Source organism: Streptomyces sp. BE303 (genome assembly GCF_036290945.1).
Lineage (GTDB): Bacteria > Actinomycetota > Actinomycetes > Streptomycetales > Streptomycetaceae > Kitasatospora.
Genome location: NZ_JAQYWZ010000503.1, coordinates 1 through 317 on the forward strand (window position 1 = coordinate 1; position 317 = coordinate 317).

Here is a 317-nt window from a genome sequence, read left to right on the forward strand (position 1 = left end):
ACGGTGACGCCACCCGTCGATCAGCGAGCGCTCCCGACCGCGGGCCCGCCAGGACGCCAGCGCGGGAACGAGCGGTTCCAGGGTGGTGACCGGGACACCGAGCCTGGAGGCGAGTCCGGCGGTGTCGCCACGGTCGATCGCGTCCCACAACGCCTCGTCGGCGGCCACGGCCGGCGCGGGGGCGCGGGTCTCCAGCCAGTACCGCTGGTGCAGGAAGGCGTAGGTCGGCAGCTCGGCCGGTCGGACGCCCGTGAACAGCGGCGACCAGTCGACCGGGACGCCGTTGACGTGCAGGGTCGCGAGCGCCGAGAGCACGG

General features: G+C 74.8%; 1 protein-coding gene. It reads right to left on the reverse strand.

Annotated elements, in window-relative coordinates:
- Positions 1-317 (reverse strand): hypothetical protein (locus PUR56_RS10840; protein WP_329948724.1); only part of this gene is annotated, 317 nt, incomplete at both ends.